Raw genomic sequence first — 17,762 nt, 5'->3', positions numbered from 1 at the left:
GTTAAAAATTACCTGATGTCGGGCTTCATCGGCCCGCTCAGGTTCAGAAAAGGGAAGCAAATCGCCATGTTATTACCTTGGCTTATCTTAATCCCGTTCATCGGTGGCCTGCTTTGCTGGCAGTTTGAGCGCTTCGGTGCAAAAGTGCCGCGCTGGATTGCGTTAATCGCAATGGGTCTGACGCTGGCGCTGTCACTGCAGCTTTGGTTGCAGGGAGGCTACTCACTGACCCAGGCTGCGGGCGGTCCGAAGTGGCAGTCTGATTTCCTTGTGTCCTGGATCCCGCGTTTTGGGATTAACGTACACCTTGCGCTGGACGGACTGTCGCTGCTGATGGTAGTGCTGACCGGCCTGCTCGGCGTGATGGCGATCCTCTGTTCGTGGAATGAAATTGAAAAGTGGCAGGGTTTCTTCCACCTGAACCTGCTGTGGATCCTCGGTGGCGTAATCGGCGTGTTCCTTGCCATCGACATGTTCCTGTTCTTCTTCTTCTGGGAAATGATGCTGGTGCCGATGTACTTCCTGATCGCGCTCTGGGGTCATAAAGCATCGGACGGCAAAACCCGTATCACCGCAGCGACCAAGTTCTTCATCTATACCCAGGCCAGCGGTCTGATAATGCTGATTGCGATTCTGGCGCTGGTCTTCGTGCACTATAACGCCACCGGCGTGTGGACCTTCAATTACGAAGACCTGCTGAAAACGCCGATGTCGCACACGGTTGAATACCTGCTGATGCTGGGCTTCTTCATTGCCTTCGCGGTAAAAATGCCGGTTGTGCCGCTGCACGGCTGGCTGCCGGACGCGCACAGTCAGGCACCTACTGCTGGTTCCGTTGACCTGGCGGGGATCCTGCTGAAAACGGCAGCCTACGGTCTGCTGCGTTTTGCGCTGCCGCTGTTCCCGAATGCGTCTGCAGAGTTTGCGCCCATCGCGATGTGGCTGGGTATCATCGGTATCTTCTACGGCGCGTGGATGGCTTTCTCGCAGTACGATATCAAGCGTCTGATTGCTTACACCTCTATCTCGCACATGGGCTTTGTGCTGATTGCCATCTACACCGGCAGCCAGCTGGCGTTCCAGGGCGCGGTGGTGCAGATGATTGCTCACGGTCTTTCCGCTGCAGCGCTGTTCATCCTGTGTGGTCAGCTGTATGAGCGTCTGCATACCCGCGATATGCGCCAGATGGGCGGCCTGTGGTCACGCATCAAATGGCTGCCGGGTCTGTCGCTGTTCTTTGCGGTGGCTAACCTCGGGATGCCGGGTACCGGTAACTTCGTTGGCGAATTTATGATCCTGACCGGCAGTTTCCAGACGGTCCCGGTGATCATCGTCATTGCCACATTTGGCCTGGTGTTCGCTTCTGTTTACTCGCTGATCATGATGCAACGTGCTTATTACGGCGCACCAAAATCTGAAACGCCTCTGCGCGGCATGAATGCCCGTGAGTTCCTGATGATTATGGTGCTGGTGGTTCTGCTGCTGCTGCTGGGCTTCTATCCACAGCCGATTCTGGACACCTCACATGCTGCAATGAGCAATATTCAGCAGTGGTATACCGCTTCAATTTCAACTACAAGGCTGTAATTCGCCATGACAATAACTCCTCAACACTTGATCGCGCTTCTGCCGATGCTGATCGTCGGATTGACGGTGGTAGTTGTGATGCTGTCCATTGCGTGGCGACGCAACCACTTCGTCAACGCCACGCTGGCGGTGGTGGGCCTGAACCTGGCGCTGTTCTCGCTCTGGTTTGTTGGCCAGGCTGGCCCAATGGATGTCACTCCGCTGCTGCGGGTCGACGGCTATTCCATGCTGTATACCGGGCTGGTGATCCTTGCCAGCCTGGCAACCTGTACTTTTGCCTATCCGTGGCTGGCGACCTACCCGGATAACCGTGAAGAGTTCTACCTGCTGGTGCTGATTGCAGCGCTGGGCGGCGTGGTGCTGGCGAGTGCCAACCATCTGGCTTCGATGTTTATCGGTATTGAGCTGATTTCCCTGCCGCTGTTTGGACTGGTGGGCTATGCCTTCCAGCAAAAACGCTCGCTGGAAGCCAGTATCAAATACACCATCATGTCAGCGGTTGCCTCGTCCTTCCTGCTGTTCGGTATGGCGCTGCTGTATGCTAACTCCGGCAGCCTGGGCTTTGCGGCGCTGGGCAAGAGCCTGAACGACGGCATGCTGCATGAGCCGCTGCTGATGGCTGGCCTGGGCATGATGATTGTTGGTCTTGGCTTCAAGCTGTCGCTGGTGCCGTTCCACCTGTGGACGCCGGATGTGTATCAGGGGGCGCCTGCGCCGGTTTCAACCTTCCTGGCTACCGCCAGCAAGATTGCAATCTTTGGCGTGGTGATGCGTCTGTTCCTGTACGCGCCGGTTGCGGACAGCGAGTCAGTACGGCTGGTGCTGGCGATTATCGCTTTCGCCTCGATCCTGTTCGGTAACCTGATGGCTATCTCGCAGAGCAACATCAAGCGTCTGCTGGGCTACTCGTCTATCGCTCACCTTGGCTACCTGCTGGTGGCGCTGATTGCGATCCAGACTCATCAGCTGTCGCTGGAGACGGTGGGTGTATACCTTGCCGGTTACCTGTTCAGCAGCCTCGGCGCTTTTGGCGTGGTGAGCCTGATGTCCAGTCCGTACCGTGGCCCGGATGCTGACTCCCTGTACTCTTACCGTGGCCTGTTCTGGCACCGTCCAATCCTGTCAGCGGTAATGACGGTGATGATGCTGTCACTGGCTGGTATCCCGATGACGCTGGGCTTTATCGGTAAGTTCTACGTGATTGCGGTCGGCGTGGGTGCTCACCTGTGGTGGCTGACCGCGGCAGTTGTGGTCGGCAGTGCTATCGGCCTGTACTACTATCTGCGCGTGACCGTCAGTCTGTACCTCAATCCGCCAGAGCTGCTGCAGCGTGATACCCCGGCTAACTGGGCCTTCACTGCCGGTGGTGTGGTGGTGCTGATCTCTGCGATTCTGGTACTGGTGCTGGGTATCTATCCTCAGCCGCTGATTTCGCTGGTGCAGATGGCGCAGCCACTGATGTAACGCCGCTTTCAGTAAGCGATAAACGGGCTCTCAGGAGCCCGTTTTTTTCGCCCGGAGACTGGCAATGCTGACGAGACAACGGCGTTTTTTTCCGGATATGTGTAGAGTAATAAGATTGTTACGATCGGGGGAGAAAAGAAAATGGATGTGAACTGGCAGGACCTGCACCATCGCGAGCTGACTGCGGCTCAGGTTTACCAGATTCTGGCACTGCGCAACGTGGTGTTTATCGTCGAGCAGAACTGCCCTTATCAGGATGTGGATGGCTCTGATCTGGTGGGGGAAAATCGTCACCTGCTGGGCATGCTGGAGAATCAACTGGTGGGTTATGCCCGTATCCTGGCCCCCACAGCGGCTGACAAGCCGGTGAAAATTGGCCGGGTGATCGTCTCCAGTGAGGCGAGGGGACTCAGCCTTGGCAACCGGTTGATGGAACAGGCTATTGCCAGCTGCGAGCATTACTGGCCGCAGCACTCGCTGTTCCTTTCCGCCCAGGCTCATCTGCAGGACTTCTATGGGCGCTTTGGGTTCAAAGCGGTCAGCGAAACCTACCTGGAAGACAATATCCCCCATATTGATATGACAAAACCAGGCTTGATGGTTAGGAATCTGAATCGCATCTTTTGAGAGCTACTGACCATGAATTTAACCGCGACTTATCCCTTTGATGACGCGGTTATTCATCAGTATATGTATGAAAATGCCATCTTTGATGTGTTTTTAACCGGAAAGCCACTTTTCAGGCGCACTTATCCAATTCAGGCATCCGAAGCCATCGCTTTTTCTCCATTCCACGCAGCCTTTCCGACAATAACTCCGTTGCATGGAGGCTGGCCTGGGCGCCGGCAAAACGCAGCCGGTCCCCGCACAGGATACATTTGTATGGATCCGTGCCCAGGAAGCCCTTCATCAGCACGGCGAACCCCGGCTTCTCCGGTTTTTCCCGCGCCCGCATCTGCAGGGCCTCATACACACGGGGCAACAGCGTTCCCCGCTTTCGGTTGGCCAGAAACCCGGAGTAACGCACCATTTTAAAATGGCGCGCCGGAACGTGGCTGATATAGCGCCCGATCATCTCTTCCTGGCTCAGCGTCTGGCGCTTATGCTTACCCGTGCGGTGATCGAGGTAGTGGTGGACCACCGCGCCGCCACCGTAGTGCCGCAGACGGGAGGCTGACACCGGCGGCCGCTTCAGGTACCGGCCCAGATACTTCACGCTGTGCCAGGCCCCCCGGGTCTTCTTCGCGAAGTGTACCTTCCAGTAACGGCCATACTGGGCCTGCAGATAACGGCGCCACTGGCGCTCATCGCGGATGTGGCCCAGTCCCGGCAACATGCCGGGCATGATCCGCTCGTAGCGGCTGCGCAGCAGGCGGATGACCGCATTCCGCCAGATCCTCCACGGCCTTCTTTTTGAAGAAGAGGCTGTGCCATACGCCGTGCTTAACGTCGAGGCCGCCGCGGGTGACGGAGACGTGGACGTGAGGATGCTGATTGAGCTGGCGACCGTAAGTGTGGAGGGCACAGAATATACCCACCTCAATACCCTGCTTACGGGTCCACTTCAGCATGGCGCGGGTGGCGCAGCGGAACAGGTCATTGAGCAGGGGCCAGTTATTGTTAAAGAAGGGCCACAGCAGATGTGGCATGGTGAATGTGATGTGCTGCCACTCGCAGTCGGGCAGAACGTGCTGCTGCTCAGCAATCCACTGCTCGGTGGACTTCATGCCGCAGGCGCTGCAGGCCTTTGACTTGCAGCTCTGGCAGAAGAAGCGTGAGTGGGTGCAGTCAGGAGAGGCACAGCAGTAACGGCGAATGCCCATTACGCAGGTGCCACAGGCGAGCATGCGCTCAACGGCAAGGCGGGTCCACTGGCTGACGCCGTCGCCGTGTTTTTCAAGGTAGCGGTTCCAGCCGTCATCGACGGTGAACAGGAGTTTGGCGGGGCGGGGAATATACATGGAGCTGAGTATAAAGGGGAACCCCGGCTATGCAAGCTCCCGGAACGGCGAAGCCGTGACGCTCGCCCTGTAAGGGCGCTACGTTCCCAGAATAAAAAAGCACCCTGTCAGCTCAGCGCTCACAGGGTGCTTTACTCTCTGACTCAGAGCAATTAACCCGATCTTCTTAACCTGCAGTCATCACGCGGTCATCGGTATATTTACGCTTGTCCGGCGGTGGTGGAAAGTATTGATACAGCCACGTTTCGCTCAGCGTTTCATCTTTGGTGCGCAGGAACAGGCGCATATTTACCGGCTCTACCGAATCGCTGTTCGGATACCAGTCAAACAGGATCCGGTAGCCATCGATCGGCTCGACGTAGAGGATCTCCACCTGCTTAATCGTGCCGGAGGTGACGTTAATCACCGGTTCAATCCCTTTCGGAGCCGCTGCTTTCAGATCGCCGCCAACAAAATCAACCGCGAAGCGACGCGCCCAGACATCCGGGTAGTGTTCGCCCGGTGCCCAGCCTTCCGGGAAACCGCCCATACCGGTACGGGTGGATTTAACCCGCGACAGGCCGCTGCGTACCGGCGGCATTCCGCTCCAGTACAGTTTGTAGCTGAAGCTGTGTTCGCTACCGGCTTTGATCGCATCGGCCGGACGCCAGAAGCAGACGATGTTATCCAGCGTTTCTCCGGTGGTCGGGATCTCCATCAGGTTGATGGCTCCTTTGCCCCATTTGCCTACCGGTTCGACCCACAGGCTTGGACGCTTGTTGTACCAGCCAATCACGTCCTGATAATCCTGGAAGTCGTGATTGAGCTGCAGCATGCCGAAGCCGCGCGGGTTCTCATCCTGATAGGCGTTATAGGTCAGACGCTGCGGGTTGTTCAGCGGACGGCAGATCCACTCGCCGACGCCGGTCCACATTGCCAGACGATCGGAGTCGTGAATTTGCGGGTGGATGGTGTCGCACATGCGGCGTTCGTTGTTGCCGCAGCTGAACATGGTGGTCATCGGGGAAATCCCCATCTGGGCAATATCCTTACGGGCATAGATGTGGTTCTCCACTTCCATCACCACACGTTTTTCTTCGCAGTGGATAATGAATTTGAAGGCACCGGTGCAGCTCGGGCCATCCAGCAGGGTGTAAACGGTGAAGGAAGTATCGTCGGCCTTCGGCGTTTCAAACCAGAATGCGGTGAAGTCCGGGAACTCTTCCTTGCCGTTGCTGAAAGTGTCGATTGCCACGCCACGGGCGGACAGACCGTACTGATAGGTATCATCCACCGCGCGGAAATAGCTGGCACCCAGGAAGGAGACGATATCCTTGCTGGCCAGTTCCGGTTTCTTAAAGGCGCGGAATCCGGCAAAGCCGAGATCGGTTTTTCCTTCCAGCTGTTTGGTATCCACTTTGGCATTGTTGTAGTTAAACAATTCAGGGCGGAAGTGGATTTCACGGGCTTCACGGCTCGACGCATCCACGGAGAACATCCGCAGACGGCATTTGAAGCCCATGCCAACGTGGAAGAACTGGACGTCAAGCTCGCGGTCAGGAATGTCATTCCACAGCGAATGGTTGGCGTCATACTGAATTTCGTTATAGGCCTGCGGTGTCAGCGTCGCCAGCGTCTCCGGCAGGGGAGCTGGAGCACCGCCATAGGGCGTTTTCGCCAGGTCTGCGGCCATTTTTTTTAGCACGTCAAAATCAAATTTCTTCGCGCTGCCGTCGGCAATGTCGGTATCTGCCCAGGCGGCCTGAGCAAACAGTGTTGATAAGCCGGACATACCGCTGACCGCGGCGCAAGCCGTTGCCGCTTTCATAAACATTCTTCGATTCATGCCAGAAGTCATTTCCTTTGCTGAACGGAGTTTGTAAGAGACTGTCGTGCAGTCGCACATAAGGCATCAAGCGCTGTGCCTGCAGTCCTGCTTTACCTGAATTGTGAGCCAGGTCACAGCGAGGTACGACAGCTTATAATGACGATAATTCAGTTCCGGAAAAACTTATCAGATAAATCCAATAAAAGCAGTGTTTTCCTCTGATTAACGGCGTTTTTAAACCAGTTCCTGAAGGTTCTGGCGGGCATGTCGCCGCAGTGCCCCGGTAATAAATTTATGCAGCGGTGCCTGGCGATTAGCATGACGCATTACCACGATCAGTTCGCGATAAAACGTCAGGTCGCCCAGCGGCACAATACGCACGCCGGAAGGACGGTCAACCCACAGCCCTGCCAGTGGCACCAGCGCCACGCCAAGACTCAGCCCGACCATTCTTTCGATCGCATCGATTTCATCAATTTCCAGTGCCAGTTTAGGCTCCAGGTGCTGTTCGCGCAAAAACTGACTGACCAGACGGCCGCCAAAAGAGGTGCGATCGTAACGAATAAAGGGATTGTCGCGGATCAGGCTGAGTACATCGCCACCAGCCACGTCTGGTGGCACAATCAGCACAAAAGGCTCCTGCTGCAGCGTTTCGGCATACAGGTCTTTGGTCAGTGCAAAGCCCGGTTTGACCACCACCGCCAGGTCAATATTCCCGGCGTCAACCTGGGTCAGCAGGTTAAATGAGACGCCAGGGATCAGCCGCGTTTCCAGCTCCGGAGCCTGCTGGCGAAGATTGACCAGCACGGCGGGCAGTATCCCGGTCTGCACTGAGGCAATAGCACCGATTTTAATCTCCCCGCGGTAGTCGTTCAGGCTCTCAGGCTGGGCCATGCGGTTAAAAAGGGTGAGGATCTCCTCCGCTATTGGCAGCACGCGCGTGCCGTTGGCATTCAGCGCTGCAGCACGGCCCGAGCGATCGAACAGCTTCATGCCCAGTGCATCTTCCAGCGCACGCATTTGCGCACTGACTGCCGACTGTGTCAGGCCAATCTGCTGCCCGGCGGCGGCGAAAGTGCCAGCGTGGCTGATAGCGATAAAAGTTTTCAGTTCCCGCAGCATAGTTTCTGACTCATCGAAATAATTATTGAATCATAGTAAAAATATTCGCTTTTCATAAAAAATATTATCGTTAACATCAATGAAACACAACGCACCCGGAGACTACTATGGCCCTCAGTCCGTTTCACCTGGCGATTCCGGTCACTGACCTCGACACTGCCCGTCATTTTTACTGTACCGTCTTTAACCTGTCTGAAGGTCGCTCCAGCGAGACATGGGTGGATTTTGATTTTTACGGGCATCAGCTGGTGATCCATGAACATCCGCAAACGGAGCCGCGGGAGGTGCATAAAAATGCCGTTGACGGACATGGTGTCCCTGTCCCCCATTTTGGCCTGGTACTGAGTTGGGAAGAGTGGGAAGCGCTGGCCGCCCGCCTGCGTGACTTCCAGATCAAGTTTGAAATCGAACCTTATGTGCGGTTCAAAGGGCAGGTGGGTGAACAGGCCACCATGTTCTTTTACGATCCCAGCGGCAACGCACTGGAGTTCAAAGCTTTTAAAGATATCGGCCAGATGTTTGCCAAATAATACGCCGCCATCTTCCTGTGCATCCTGTTAAAGACCTTCTCCGGTCACCGGCTGTCGTGGCCGGTTTTTTTTGCCCGTCACTTTCCCCAGCGCATTATCAGTCGATTCCTGGCCTGCAGAACGGGCAGATCGGTTAATAGTGTCTATAGTTATTGAAGAATATTATTCGCACAAGGAGATGGTAATGGCTAAAACGATTGAACCCCAAGACACGAACCTGGACGATGATCTGGCTTTGCTGACTGAAACGCTGGAAGAAGTGCTTAAATCCTCCGGCGACCCGGCCGATCAGAAATACATCGAGCTGAAAGCCAAAGCAGAAAAATCGCTGAACGACGTGAAGTCGCGCGTCAGCAACGCTTCTGACACCTATTATGTTCGTGCGAAGCAGGCCGTAACCCGTGCCGACGAATACGTTCACGATAAGCCGTGGCAGGGGATTGGCGTCGGTGCCACTCTGGGGCTGGTTGTGGGATTACTGCTGGCGCGTCGCTAAGTCGCTCTGCGGTAACTGGAAACGGGCGCCCTTCGGGTGCCCGTTTTTCATTGCATGGAGCCAGATCAATATGGGCGGTGGGCTGCGACGTAAAATAACCCCATTCTACGCTGAACGGTACTCTTCTTGTGGATCTCACTTCCGTGCTTCACCGGCTGCGACAGCAGCTCCTTTCCCTGACTCAGCCGCTGTCGGGTTTTACTTGTCTTACAACCCCGCTGACCGCTAAAGAAAATGGACTGCCGTGGCTGGCTGCGCAGCCGATCTGGCCACAGTTTTACTGGCAACCGCGCGAAGGTCAAACCCGGCTGCTGGGCTTAGGAGAAATTCAGCGGTGTGAAACGCCGGAAACGGTCACCGAACTGATAAAAAATCTTCCGGCGCAAGGGTGTCTGCTGGGGGCAACGCGCTTTGGGCTGGATGGCTGCTATCTTTTCCTTTCCCGGTTGCTGTGGCGCGGCAATGAATTGCTGCTGTTCCTGAATAACGATGTTCAGCTGGCCCTGCAGTTTCTCGATCGGCTTCAGCCTGTCCGTCCGCTCAGCCCACTACCCGTCGCGCCACAAAACGTCAGCCATTTTCCTGAGCAGGATCAGTGGTCGCGGATGGTTACTCTGGCACTAAAAGCTATTCAGCAGGATGAGATGGAAAAAGTGGTGCTGGCCCGCGCCACGGATTTACGTTTTAACTCGCCGGTTTCTGCGGCCTCGCTGCTGGCAGCCAGCCAGCAAATTAATCATCACTGTTACCACTTTTTGCTGGCGTTCAATGCTGAGCAGACTTTTACCGGTTCCAGCCCGGAACGGTTGTACCGCCGTCAGCAGCTTGTTCTGAGCAGCGAGGCTCTGGCCGGGACCTGTGAAAGTGCAACGGATCCTGACCAGGCGCGGCAGCTGGCAGGGGCTTTGCTGAGGGATGAAAAAAATCGCCGTGAGAATGAGATGGTGGTGGAGGATATCTGTCAGCGACTGCAGCCGGTAGCGAATGACGTTGTCGTTTCTCCTGTGGAAGTGGTGCGGTTGCGGAAAGTTCAGCATCTCCGGCGCAGGTTGCAATGCCGTCTGCTTCAGCCTGACGACTTGCTATGCCTGCAACAGCTGCAGCCAACGGCGGCAGTAGCAGGACTGCCCCGTCAGCCCGCACGCCAGTTTATTGCCCGGCACGAGTCATTCAGCCGCGAATGGTATGCCGGATCTGTCGGCTACCTGTCGGCGACGGAGAGTGAATTCAGCGTTGCGCTTCGTTCAGCGTGGGTGACCGGAGAAACCGTCCGGCTGTATGCCGGTGCCGGGATTGTTGCCGGTTCTGAACCCGCGCTGGAGTGGCGGGAGATAAACCAGAAAGCGGCCTCGCTCGGGGCTTTGGTTGGCTGGAAAGCGCATTGATACTGTCCTGAATCAAGATGGGACGCTGATGGCACTTTTATACTGCTGCCTGCTCGTTTGATCTGGAGTGGGTTATGTCACACAGTATCTTCAACCGCCGCTGGGCAGCCGTGATCCTTGAAGCCTTAACGCGGCACGGCGTTCGTCATCTCTGCATCGCGCCGGGTTCCCGTTCGGCCCCGCTGACGCTGGCGGCGGCGGACAATGCTAAATTTCTCTGCCATACCCATTTTGACGAGCGCGGCCTTGGCCATCTGGCGCTGGGGCTGGCAAAGGCCACCCGGCAGCCAGTGGCGATTATCGTCACTTCTGGCACGGCCGTGGCCAACCTCTATCCTGCGGTGATTGAAGCCCGCCTGACCGGCGAGCGGCTGATTGTCCTGAGTGCCGATCGTCCGCAGCAGTTGATCGATTGTGGCGCTAATCAGGCCATTGAACAGCCGGGGCTGTTTGGCCATCACGTCAGCGGCGCGCTCAATCTTCCCACTCCTTCTCCTGACATTTTCGCCCGCTGGCTGGTTTCAGTGATTGATGCGCTGCTCCAACAGCATCCTGCGGGTGCCGTGCACATCAATTGCCCGTTCGCAGACCCCCTGTACGGCAGCGATCCTGCTGCTTTTCAGGCCTGGCATGAACAGTTGGGAAGCTGGTGGCAGGATGACCGGCCCTGGACTGAGATGGCGGCTTCAGCACCGGTAGCCGTGCAGGCCCGCTGGCCCGAATGGCGGCAAAGAAACGGGCTGGTGATCGTAGGTAAAGTCACGGCGGAAGAAGGCGCGGCGGTGGCGAAATGGGCCGCTGAGCTGGGCTGGCCGCTGATCGCTGACGTGCAGTCACAAACGGGCATTCCTTTCCCCTGTGCTGAACTGTGGTTGCACCAGCCTGCCGCACGGGAGATGCTACACCAGGCTCAACTGGTGGTGCAGTTTGGCAGTCATCTCACCGGCAAGCATCTTAATGCCTGGCTGGCGGCACATCAGCCTGAAGCGTACTGGTTAATCGAGCCGATGACAGGCCTTCGTGACCCTGAACATCACCGCAGCTGCCGGATAGTGGCCGATATCGGTGAGTGGCTGGCAGCCCATCCTGCCATCAGCCGACCGGCCTGGTGCCCTTCGCTGCGGGAGCTGGCAGAAGAGACCTTCAGCGCACAAACGCACAGGCTAAGCCATTTTGGCGAGGCGCAGCTGGCTGCAAGGCTGGCGCAATTGTTGCCAGAGGATGGCTGTGTGTTTCTGGGCAACAGCCTGACCGTGCGGCTGGTGGATGCCTTCGCCAGACTGCCCGCCGGTTATCCGGTTTACGCCAGCCGCGGTGCCAGCGGTATTGACGGGCTGATTGCCACGGCGGCTGGCGTGCAGCGGGGGAGTACGAAGCCGCTGCTGATGGTGGTGGGCGATCTCTCCGCGCTGTATGACATTAACAGTCTGGCCCTGCTGAGGCAGGTGACTGCGCCGCTGGTGCTGGTGGTGGTCAATAATAATGGCGGGCAGATTTTCAGCATGTTGCCTACTCCGGAGGCGGAGCGGGAGCGCTTTTTTGCTATGCCTCAGCACGTTAGTTTTGCTCCGGCCGCAGAGATGTTCGGGCTGCATTATCATCAGCCGCAAAGCTGGGCTGCACTCAGCAATGCTGTCGGACAGGGATGGCAGAGCGGAGGGACAACGCTGATTGAACTGCGTGTCGATCAGGATGAGGGCGCACGAAGCCTGGTCACAGCGGGGAAATCGCTATGATCCTTCACGCGCGCTGGCAGGGTTCACATCACGAAGAACGACCCGTTCTGGTCTGGCTGCACGGCTTTCTGGGCAACGGAGATGACTGGCAGCCTGTACAGGCCCGCCTCGGTGGCTGGCCGCAACTGAGCATCGATCTGCCGGGCCACGGCGGCTCGTGTGGTCAGCAGGTCGTCGGTTTCGACCAGCTTTCTGCATTGCTGACTGCCACGCTGCACAGCCATCAGGTGCAGCGCTACTGGCTGATTGGCTATTCGCTGGGCGGCCGGATCGCGATGTTTTATGCCTGCCGCCATGCAGCATCAGGGCTGCAGGGCGTGATTGTGGAAGGCGCTCATTACGGCCTTGAGTCGGCAACGGCCCGCCGCGAGAGACTGGCCAGTGATCACTGCTGGGCGGAAAAACTTCGCATGCAGCCCCTCGGTCAGACGCTGGACGAATGGTATCGCCAGCCGGTGTTTGCCGATCTCACTGAAGAGCAGCGACGACAACTGATCCTCCTGCGCAGCAACAACCATCCTCAGGCCCTCGCCAGTATGCTGCTGGCAACCTCTCTTGCCCGCCAGCCCAATTTATTGCCCGAGCTTCAGTCTCTGAAACACCTGCACATCCTGTGCGGGGAGCACGACAGCAAATTCCGTCTGCTGGCGCAGCAGGCCTCGCTGCCATTTGATTCTGTTCCCGCCGCGGGCCATAACGCTCACAGGGCTAATCCCCAGGCCTGTGCCGCTTTGCTGGCGCGCAGGCTCAGTTATTTAAGGAGTTAAATTATGATCTACCCCGATGAAGAGATGCTGTATGCCCCGGTGGAATGGCGCGACTGTGGCACCGGTTTCAGCGACATCCGCTTTGACAAATCGGCTGACGGCATTGCCCGCATCACCATTAACCGGCCTGAAGTCCGTAACGCCTTCCGCCCGCAGACGGTGAAGGAGATGCTGCTGGCTCTGAGCGATGCCCGCAACGACGAGCAGATTGGCGTGATAGTGCTGACCGGCGAAGGCGAGAAGGCATTCTGCGCCGGTGGCGACCAGAAAATTCGCGGCGACTACGGCGGTTACCGGGATGAATCCGGCGTTCATCATCTCAACGTGCTGGATTTTCAGCGTCAGATCCGCACCTGTCCCAAGCCGGTGGTGGCGATGGTGGCAGGCTATGCCGTGGGCGGCGGTCATGTGTTGCATATGATGTGTGACCTGACCATCGCCGCCGATAACGCGCAGTTCGGCCAGACCGGGCCAAAGGTGGGTTCTTTTGACGGCGGCTGGGGAGCAGCTTATATGGCACGCATCGTCGGCCAGAAAAAAGCGCGTGAAATCTGGTTCCTGTGCCGCATGTACAATGCGCAGCAGGCGCTGGAGATGGGACTGGTTAACACCGTAGTGCCGCTGGCCGAACTGGAAAGAGAAACGGTGCGCTGGTGCCGCGAGATGCTGCAAAACAGCCCGATGGCGCTGCGCTGTCTGAAAGCGGCGCTGAATGCCGACTGTGACGGTCAGGCCGGTCTGCAGGAGCTGGCGGGCAATGCCACCATGCTGTTCTATATGACCGAAGAAGGGCAGGAAGGACGCAATGCGTTTAACCAGAAGCGCCAGCCAGACTTCAGCAAATTCAAGCGTAATCCGTAATGCGTGGCGCAACGTTATTTTCATACAGCATCCCGCTGGAGCCGGGGACCGTACTGCGTGACCGGCGGGTGAAAGAGCGCAATGGGCTGCTGGTCAGGCTGACGGAGAGTCATCGTGAAGGCTGGGGGGAAATTGCCCCTTTGCCCGGCTTCAGTGCGGAAACGCACTCTGAGGCTCAGTTCGCGGCAGCTGGCTGGCTGGAGAGCTGGTGTCAGGGTGAGCAGCCAGCAGAGAGCCTGTTGCCCTCGGTGGCATTCGGGCTGAGCTGCGCGCTGGCTGAACTGGCCGGAGAGCTGCCCTCCGCCGGGAATTATGACAGCGCCATGCTGTGCACGGGCGATCCGGATGAACTGTTCAACCGTCTGCACGAACAGACCCGGCCGGTGGCGAAAATGAAAGTGGGGAGGTATGAACCGGTGCGCGACGGCATGATGGTCAATCTGCTGCTGGAAGCGCTGCCAGATCTGACCCTGCGACTGGATGCTAATCGTCAGTGGAGCCTGGAGAAAGCCCTGAAGTTCGCCCGCTTTGTTTCCATTGAGCTGCGCCCGCGTATTGCCTTTCTGGAAGAGCCTTGCCGCACGCCACAGGAGTCGCGGGAGTTTGCGCGGGAAACCCGGATTGCGCTTGCCTGGGACGAAAGCGTGCGTGAAGAGAATTATCGGCCGGTCGCTGAACCTTTTTTGCGCACGATAGTGATCAAACCGATGCTGACCGGCAGCCTGACCAGAATCCGGGCGCTGTTGGCACAGGCAGAACAGGCTGGCATTTCAGCGGTTATCAGCTCCTCAGTGGAATCCAGTCTCGGGTTGACCCAGCTGGCGCGTATTGCCGCCTGGCTGACGCCTTCTTCCCTTCCCGGACTGGATACGCTGGATCTGATGCAGCACCAGCTGGAGCGCAGCTGGCCGGGTTGTTCGCTAGCGCTGATCCCTGCCGGAGAGCTGGAGGCAGTATGGCAACGCTGGAGCTGACTGAAATGCAGGAGGCGTTATGGCCCTCTCAACGTTGACCGGAATACGGCAGGCGGCAGGGCCGGCAGTTGAAGGGTCGGTCCGTTTCAGCGACTGGCCATGGCGGCACTGGGCGCGCTTCCGGCCACAGAAGATTGCCGTGGCTGAGGGTTGTCACAACCTGAACTGGTCGCAGCTGGCGCAGCAGATTGATGAACTGGCGATGGGGTTTATCAGTCAGGGAGTGCATGCCGGATGTGGTGTGGTAATGAAGGCCGGTAACAGTGAACAGGCTCTTCTGGCCTACATGGCATTATTGCAGTGTGGCGCGCGTCTGCTACCGCTTAACCCCCGTCTTCCTGAGTCGCAGACCGCCACTCTTTTACCCGTGCTGAATATCGATTTTGCCCTGACGCTGACGGGCGATACCCCGTCCGGAATTCTGGCCCTGAGTATGCAGTATCAGAAAGGCCGGGCAGATCGAAAGTGGGAGCCGGAGGCGCTGGCGACGCTGACGCTCACTTCAGGCTCGGGTGGCCTGCCAAAAGCCGCTGCACACACTTTCCGGGCGCATCTTGCCAGCGCTTATGGTGTGGTGACGACAATGAATTTCACCGCTGAAGACAGCTGGCTGCTCTCCCTGCCACTGTGTCACGTGTCAGGGCAGGGGATTATCTGGCGCTGGCTGCTGGCAGGGTCAAACCTGGTGCTACCCGGCGACGCGCCGCTACATCAGGCGCTGGATCTGTCGACCTTTGCTTCTCTGGTACCCACTCAGCTCTGGCGGCTGTTGCAGCAGCCACGGTTGCCGGAGAATCTGCATAACGTATTGCTGGGCGGCGCAGCGATCCCCGAGACGTTAACGCAGCAGGCAGAGGCCGCAGGGATCGCCTGCTGGTGTGGTTATGGCATGACCGAAACGGCTTCCACCGTGACGGCCAAAAGAGCCGATGGCTGCAACGGTGTCGGCCAGCCTCTGGCCGGTCAGCAGGTTCGTGTTGTGGAGGGTGAAGTGCAGATTCGGTCTCCCGCACTGGCGTGTGGCTACTGGCGACAGGGGTACCTGCTGTCACTGGCCGGCAACGGCGGCTGGTTCACCACCCGCGATGGTGGTTACCTTGATGATGATGGCCTGCACCTGACCGGGCGGCTGGACAATCAGTTTTTCTCTGCCGGGGAAGGCATCCAGCCGGAGCAGGTTGAGGCCGTGCTGCTGACCCATCCGGCGGTGGAGCAGATATTTATTGTGCCAAAAGCGGATGAGGAGTTCGGTCATCGCCCGGTGGCGCTGGTCACCCTGAAAGCTGAGGTGACGTTACCGGAGCTGGAAGCGTGGTCAAAAACGCTGCTGGCGGGCTTTCAGCGGCCGGTAAGATGGTACGTACTGCCGGAGCTGAACAGCGGCGGGATCAAAATCTCGCGGCAGCGGCTGGTGGAGTGGGTGGCCAGGCAGGAAGCGGACTAAACGCACGACGAGCAAAAATGACATTGTGTTTCCCGGATTGGCTTCATACAGTTAACAAACCTGACCGATCCGGAGAACAAAATGATAAGAGTGGAAATGCTCGCCACCGGCGATGAAGTGCTGCATGGACAAATCGTCGATACCAATGCGGCCTGGCTGGCTGAGGTACTGTTCCAGAACGGTCTGCCAATGACCAGTCGCCAGACGGTGGGAGATAATCTGGCCGAACTGGTTAATGTGCTGACCGAACGCAGCAAAGTGGCGGATGTGCTGATTGTGAACGGCGGCCTCGGCCCTACCAGCGATGATTTGAGCGCGCTGGCTGCGGCAAAAGCTGCGGGTGTGGGCCTGGTGCTGCACGAAGAGTGGCTGGCGAAAATGGAAGCCTTCTTCGCCGGACGCGGCCGCAAAATGGCGGACAGCAACCGTAAACAGGCTGAAATCCCGGCTGGTGCCGAAATGCTGGATAACCCGGTCGGCACAGCCTGCGGTTTCGCCATCGAACTGAACCGCTGCTGGATTTTCTTCACGCCTGGCGTTCCCTCCGAATACAAAGTGATGGTTGAGCAGCAAATCCTGCCGCGCCTGAAGACCCGCTTCTCCCTGCCTGAGCCGCCAGTCTGCCTGCGCATGACCACCTTTGGACGTGGCGAGAGCGATCTGGCTTCCGAAATTGAACCGCTGCCGCTGCCGCTGCCGGAAGGCGTGGTAATGGGCTACCGGGCCTCAATGCCGATTATTGAACTCAAGCTTAACGGTCCGGCTTCTAAGCTGGCGGAGATGGAGCAGTTCTGGCAGCAGGTACGCGAAATCGCCGGGGAAAGTACCATTTTTGAGGGAACGGAAGGGCTGCCAGCCCAGATTTCACGCCGCCTGAAGGAGAAGGGGTACAGCCTGGCGGTCAGTGAGCAATTTACTGCCGGGCTGCTGCAGTGGCAGCTGGCCTCTGCCGACGCGCCGCTGAAAGCGGGTAACGTGCTGCCAACCCATGCGGAAACGCTGTCGGAGTTGATCAAACGCAGTCAGCAGCTGGCTGCAGACGGAGACGCCAGTCTGGTGCTGGTGGTCGGTGGCTTGCAGGATGAGCATCTTGGCTTTGCGCTGCATACGCCGGAAGGGAGTTGGGCGCAGAAGGTGAAGTTCAACATTAATCGCCACGGGCTGAAAGCCCGTCAGGACGTGGTGGCGATGATGGCGCTGAATATGCTGCGTCGCTGGCTCAACGGCATGGAAGTGTCAACCGGGCACGGCTGGATTGATGTGGTTGAGACACTGCAGGGATAATTGCCAGGCGAATCAATCCTGAAGGGGGGAGTAAATTCGCCCCTTCAGTGAGGCAGGCACGATTGTTATAGCGGGTGAACCGCTACATCTCGATCTCAATATCACCGTTAGCGGTGCAGCAGCAGGGGAGGATCTCGCCATCCTGCACGAAAGCCAGCGGCCGGGCGGCGTAACAGACTTCCCCTTTCAGTAGCCGGGTACGGCAGGAGCCGCAGTAGCCTTCCCGGCACTGATATTCCACCGGGATGCGGTGGAATTCCAGCGCATCCAGTAGCGAGCGGTGCTCTTCCTGGCAGTGCAGCCGCGTGCCGGAAGCACGCAGCGTAATGATCGAACCTGCCATT

Annotated in this window: 15 protein-coding genes and 1 pseudogene; 12 read left to right on the top strand and 4 right to left on the bottom strand. The window is 57.8% G+C overall.

What is annotated here, in order from left to right; translation table 11 throughout:
* Positions 1-66: 66 nt before the first annotated feature.
* The 3 genes from nuoM to AC3Y5R_RS15225 all read left to right on the top strand — a co-directional run bounded on the left by nuoM (position 67) and on the right by AC3Y5R_RS15225 (position 3,678).
* Positions 67-1,587, top strand: a complete 1,521-nt coding sequence (gene nuoM / locus AC3Y5R_RS15235; RefSeq protein ID WP_489922053.1) for an NADH-quinone oxidoreductase subunit M — start codon at positions 67-69, stop codon at positions 1,585-1,587.
* A 6-nt stretch (positions 1,588-1,593) separates the two neighbouring features.
* Positions 1,594-3,051, top strand: a complete 1,458-nt coding sequence (nuoN, locus tag AC3Y5R_RS15230) for an NADH-quinone oxidoreductase subunit NuoN (protein ID WP_489922052.1) — start codon at positions 1,594-1,596, stop codon at positions 3,049-3,051.
* Positions 3,052-3,192: 141 nt separating this feature from the next.
* The gene (locus AC3Y5R_RS15225) at positions 3,193-3,678 is read left to right on the top strand and encodes a GNAT family N-acetyltransferase (RefSeq protein WP_489922051.1); all 486 of its coding nucleotides are present in this window, start codon (positions 3,193-3,195) and stop codon (positions 3,676-3,678) included.
* Positions 3,679-3,790: 112 nt separating this feature from the next.
* Here AC3Y5R_RS15225 and AC3Y5R_RS15220 read toward each other — a convergent pair.
* The 3 genes and pseudogenes from AC3Y5R_RS15220 to AC3Y5R_RS15210 form a co-directional block, all read right to left on the bottom strand.
* Positions 3,791-5,012, bottom strand: a pseudogene (locus AC3Y5R_RS15220) (IS91 family transposase).
* 166 nt (positions 5,013-5,178) lie between these two features.
* Positions 5,179-6,837 carry a glucan biosynthesis protein D gene (locus tag AC3Y5R_RS15215; RefSeq protein ID WP_489922050.1) on the bottom strand — a complete coding sequence of 553 codons (1,659 nt, stop codon included), beginning with the start codon at positions 6,835-6,837 and terminating at the stop codon, positions 5,179-5,181.
* Between the two features lie 216 nt (positions 6,838-7,053).
* Positions 7,054-7,941: a LysR family transcriptional regulator gene (locus AC3Y5R_RS15210; RefSeq protein ID WP_489922049.1), complete on the bottom strand. Its 888-nt coding sequence runs from the start codon at positions 7,939-7,941 to the stop codon at positions 7,054-7,056.
* A gap of 107 nt (positions 7,942-8,048) precedes the next feature.
* On the opposite strand from AC3Y5R_RS15210, the gene AC3Y5R_RS15205 reads away from it, so the two are divergent.
* The 9 genes from AC3Y5R_RS15205 to AC3Y5R_RS15165 all read left to right on the top strand — a co-directional run bounded on the left by AC3Y5R_RS15205 (position 8,049) and on the right by AC3Y5R_RS15165 (position 17,418).
* On the top strand, positions 8,049-8,471 hold the full coding sequence (locus AC3Y5R_RS15205) for a VOC family protein (RefSeq protein ID WP_489922048.1): 423 nt from the start codon (positions 8,049-8,051) through the stop codon (positions 8,469-8,471).
* A 184-nt stretch (positions 8,472-8,655) separates the two neighbouring features.
* Complete coding sequence (elaB, locus tag AC3Y5R_RS15200) at positions 8,656-8,967, top strand: stress response protein ElaB (protein WP_158783653.1); 312 nt, start codon at positions 8,656-8,658, stop codon at positions 8,965-8,967.
* 128 nt (positions 8,968-9,095) lie between these two features.
* The gene (locus AC3Y5R_RS15195) at positions 9,096-10,352 is read left to right on the top strand and encodes an isochorismate synthase (protein WP_489922047.1); all 1,257 of its coding nucleotides are present in this window, start codon (positions 9,096-9,098) and stop codon (positions 10,350-10,352) included.
* Between the two features lie 74 nt (positions 10,353-10,426).
* The gene (gene menD, locus AC3Y5R_RS15190) at positions 10,427-12,088 is read left to right on the top strand and encodes a 2-succinyl-5-enolpyruvyl-6-hydroxy-3-cyclohexene-1-carboxylic-acid synthase (RefSeq protein ID WP_489922046.1); all 1,662 of its coding nucleotides are present in this window, start codon (positions 10,427-10,429) and stop codon (positions 12,086-12,088) included.
* A complete protein-coding gene (gene menH / locus AC3Y5R_RS15185) occupies positions 12,085-12,855 on the top strand; it encodes a 2-succinyl-6-hydroxy-2,4-cyclohexadiene-1-carboxylate synthase (protein ID WP_489922045.1) in 771 nt (256 codons plus the stop codon). Before menD ends, menH begins: the two co-directional genes overlap by 4 nt.
* Before the next feature lie 3 nt (positions 12,856-12,858).
* A complete protein-coding gene (menB, locus tag AC3Y5R_RS15180; protein ID WP_489922044.1) occupies positions 12,859-13,716 on the top strand; it encodes a 1,4-dihydroxy-2-naphthoyl-CoA synthase in 858 nt (285 codons plus the stop codon).
* Complete coding sequence (gene menC / locus AC3Y5R_RS15175) at positions 13,716-14,690, top strand: o-succinylbenzoate synthase (protein ID WP_489922043.1); 975 nt, start codon at positions 13,716-13,718, stop codon at positions 14,688-14,690. Before menB ends, menC begins: the two co-directional genes overlap by 1 nt.
* 19 nt (positions 14,691-14,709) lie before the next feature.
* Positions 14,710-16,134, top strand: a complete 1,425-nt coding sequence (gene menE, locus AC3Y5R_RS15170; RefSeq protein ID WP_489922042.1) for an o-succinylbenzoate--CoA ligase — start codon at positions 14,710-14,712, stop codon at positions 16,132-16,134.
* An 81-nt stretch (positions 16,135-16,215) separates the two neighbouring features.
* Entirely contained in the window at positions 16,216-17,418 is a 1,203-nt protein-coding gene (locus AC3Y5R_RS15165) for a nicotinamide mononucleotide deamidase-related protein YfaY (protein ID WP_489922041.1), read from the top strand.
* 82 nt (positions 17,419-17,500) lie between these two features.
* On the opposite strand, the gene yfaE is transcribed toward AC3Y5R_RS15165, so the two are convergent.
* Complete coding sequence (gene yfaE / locus AC3Y5R_RS15160; protein WP_489922040.1) at positions 17,501-17,761, bottom strand: class I ribonucleotide reductase maintenance protein YfaE; 261 nt, start codon at positions 17,759-17,761, stop codon at positions 17,501-17,503.
* Position 17,762 lies beyond the last annotated feature (1 nt).

This window comes from Erwinia sp. 009765445, assembly GCF_058137865.1.
This window is presented reverse-complemented; position numbering and strand designations above follow the sequence as displayed.